Origin of the sequence: uncultured Planktosalinus sp. (genome assembly GCF_963973675.1) — a bacterium.
Taxonomy (GTDB): Bacteria; Bacteroidota; Bacteroidia; order Flavobacteriales; family Flavobacteriaceae; genus Planktosalinus.
Genome location: NZ_CAXBAN010000325.1, coordinates 1 through 3,063, shown reverse-complemented (window position 1 = coordinate 3,063; position 3,063 = coordinate 1). Strand labels below are relative to the sequence as shown.

At 32.8% G+C, this 3,063-nt stretch carries 5 protein-coding genes; all 5 read left to right on the top strand.

What is annotated here, in order from left to right:
* A partial coding sequence (ruvX, locus tag AACY61_RS11350) for a Holliday junction resolvase RuvX (RefSeq protein WP_339611699.1) occupies window positions 1-377 on the top strand: 377 nt, incomplete at its 5' end.
* Window positions 378-382: 5 nt separating this feature from the next.
* Complete coding sequence (locus AACY61_RS11345; RefSeq protein ID WP_339611698.1) at window positions 383-973, top strand: sulfotransferase family 2 domain-containing protein; 591 nt, start codon at window positions 383-385, stop codon at window positions 971-973.
* A 61-nt stretch (window positions 974-1,034) separates the two neighbouring features.
* Complete coding sequence (def, locus tag AACY61_RS11340; RefSeq protein ID WP_339611697.1) at window positions 1,035-1,625, top strand: peptide deformylase; 591 nt, start codon at window positions 1,035-1,037, stop codon at window positions 1,623-1,625.
* Window positions 1,626-1,717: 92 nt separating this feature from the next.
* Entirely contained in the window at window positions 1,718-2,254 is a 537-nt protein-coding gene (locus AACY61_RS11335; protein ID WP_339611696.1) for a DUF5606 domain-containing protein, read from the top strand.
* A gap of 142 nt (window positions 2,255-2,396) precedes the next feature.
* A partial coding sequence (gene mazG, locus AACY61_RS11330) for a nucleoside triphosphate pyrophosphohydrolase (protein ID WP_339611695.1) occupies window positions 2,397-3,063 on the top strand: 667 nt, incomplete at its 3' end.

The window sequence follows — 3,063 nt, the reverse complement described above, 5'->3', positions numbered from 1 at the left end:
GAACGGGCATAGCTGTTTCTGATGAGTTACAGCTTATTGCCTCAGGTTTAACAACAGTTGAGACTAAAGATTTACTTAGTTTTCTCAAAAACTATGCTTTAATGGAAAAAGTTGAACTTTTTTTGGTTGGTGAACCCAGAAGAATGGATGACTCGCCATCTGATGTTGAAGTTCATATTGCTTCTTTCTTAAAAAAACTTAACAAGGAAATTCCTTTAATTCCGGTGAAGCGAGTTGATGAACGATTTACTTCTAAAATGGCTTTTCAAACAATGATAGACAGTGGTTTGAAAAAAAAACAACGCCGAAACAAAGCTTTGGTTGATGAAATTAGTGCCACAATAATTTTACAGGAATATCTTTATAACAAATCCTGAAGACCATGCCGCATTTTTACAACTACAAAGAAAAATATTTTATCAGCACCAACTTTAAAGTAATGTATTCAACTTTAAGAAGACAGCAGTATTTAAAAAAAGTAAAGTTGTTTTTTTTGATGTTCAGTAAAAAAGATAAATTTATAATAGTAAGGGAACCTTATGACAGAATGGAATCTTTTTTTAGAGACCGACTCAGAAAAAGACTGACAAATGACGATGAATGGTTGCGAAGTCAAAAAATATTTTTTAAACCCTTAAATGTTCAAAAAGGCTCAACAACAGAAAAATATGAAGCCCTAGCAAACTTAAGTTTTGAAGAGTTCATTAAACTCTTACCAGTAGTTTTTAATAAAAACCGTCATTTACACCCGCAAAATTATATTTTTAAACGCATACTGCCTAAGCGAATCCTAAAATTAAACAATGCAACTGACATGGAGTTTTTGGCAAGCAATTTGAAGTTAAATATTGAAATTAAAGCCAATTCAACTGACAAAATGAAGACAGATATTAAATGGACAAATGAACTCATTGAAATTGTAAACCAAGTATATCATAAAGATTTTATGTTATATAGCTTTGAAAAAAAGTAAACTTAATGCTCTTTTAAAGAAAGTGTATTAAAATTGTAATTTAGTAAAAAAATAAGTTTTAATGATTTTACCAATAGTAGCCTATGGCGACCCGGTTTTAAGAAAAAAAGGCGTTGATATTTCTCAAGATTATCCAGCTTTAGCAGAATTAATCGAGAACATGTATGAAACTATGTATAACGCTCATGGAGTTGGTTTGGCAGCTCCTCAAGTTGGTATCCCCATCAGGTTGTTTATAATTGATGGAGCACCCTTTTCTCAGGATGAAGAGTTAACAGAAACAGAGCAGGCATTCTTAGAAAGTTTCAAACAAACCTTTATCAATGCAAAAATAATCGAAGAAACCGGAGATGAATGGGCGTTTAATGAAGGCTGCTTGAGTATTCCTGATGTAAGAGAAGATGTGTTCAGAAATGAAAAAATTACTATTTCATTTTATGATGAAAACTTTACACAACAAACAAAAACATTTGAAGGTATAGCGGCCAGAATAATCCAACATGAATATGACCATATTGAGGGAGTTTTGTTTACTGACAAACTTTCACCACTTAAAAGACGTTTAATTAAAGGAAAATTGTCAAATATATCCAAAGGAAAGGTAAATGCAGATTACAAAATGCGTTTTCCCCAAATGAAGAAAAAGCGTTAAACCTAAGTTTTTTTTCAATTTCTATATATCTTTGTGTTCAAAGTAAAAATTTAAAACAAGGAATTTTAAAATTTAAATCAATTTAAAACTTTATGGGTCTAGAAAAAATTTTGTCCATTTCCGGTAAACCCGGTCTTTATGAATTAAAAACACAAACACGCTCAGGTTTTTTGGCCGAGTCATTACTTGATGGAAAAAAAATATCAGTAAGTGCACATCACAACGTGAGTTTGCTTTCAGAAATTGCTATTTATACCCTTACCGAAGAAGTGCCTTTACGTCAAATAATGCAAAAAATTAAGAATAAAGAAAATGGTGGGAAAGCTATCAGTCATAAAGAAGACAAACTAAAACTTGAAGAATACTTTTTTGAAATTTTGCCAGATTATGATGAAGACAGGGTCTATATTAGTGATATTAAAAAAATTATTCAATGGTATAATATCTTAAATGAAAAAGACTTGATGGATTTTTCAGAACCCACAGAGGAAGAAGCTCAGGAAATTGTCAAACAAACAGAAGCAAAAGGAGCGACCAATAAAGCAGTACCGGTGGAAAAATCAACTCCCAAGGTGTCAAACACCAAAAAAGGAGGAGGCGGTAAAACTCCTGCATCTAGAAAATCATAATAACAATTTTTTAATGTACTTAAGAATCCTGCCTTTTGGCGGGATTTTTTATTATAAACAAAATCTTGTGTATTACTTCTTGATAAAATAAAAAAACATACTTTTCAAATTTGTAATTTTATAAAGTCAAATATATCAGAAAATGAACAATAGAGAGAAACAACTCAAAGGCTTTAACCGCCTGCTTGACATTATGGACGATCTTCGTGAAAAATGCCCTTGGGATAGAAAGCAAACACTGGAATCACTTCGACACCTCACCATAGAAGAAACCTATGAATTGGGTGATGCCATCCTAGAAAATGATTTAAACGAAGTCAAAAAAGAGTTGGGTGATTTGTTACTGCACATTGTTTTTTATGCCAAAATAGGTAGTGAAAAAAATGCCTTTGATATAGCTGATGTTGCTAATGGAATATGTGATAAACTCATTGAACGCCATCCACATATCTATGGTGATGTGAAAGTTACCAATGAAGCAGAAGTCAAAAAAAACTGGGAAAACCTAAAACTCAAAGAAGGAAAAACCAGTGTGCTTGAGGGCGTTCCTAAATCACTTCCGGCAATGGTTAAAGCCAACCGCATTCAGGATAAAGTAGCGGGTGTAGGCTTTGATTGGGAACAACCCGAGCAGGTGTTTGAAAAACTTAAAGAGGAACTTGGTGAACTGCAACACGAAGTCAATGAAAACAACCAAGACAAAATTGAAGCCGAGTTTGGAGACGTCCTTTTTTCAATGATCAATTATGCTCGCTTTTTGAAAGTTGACCCCGAAAGTGCGTTGGAACGAACCAATAAAAAATTCATTA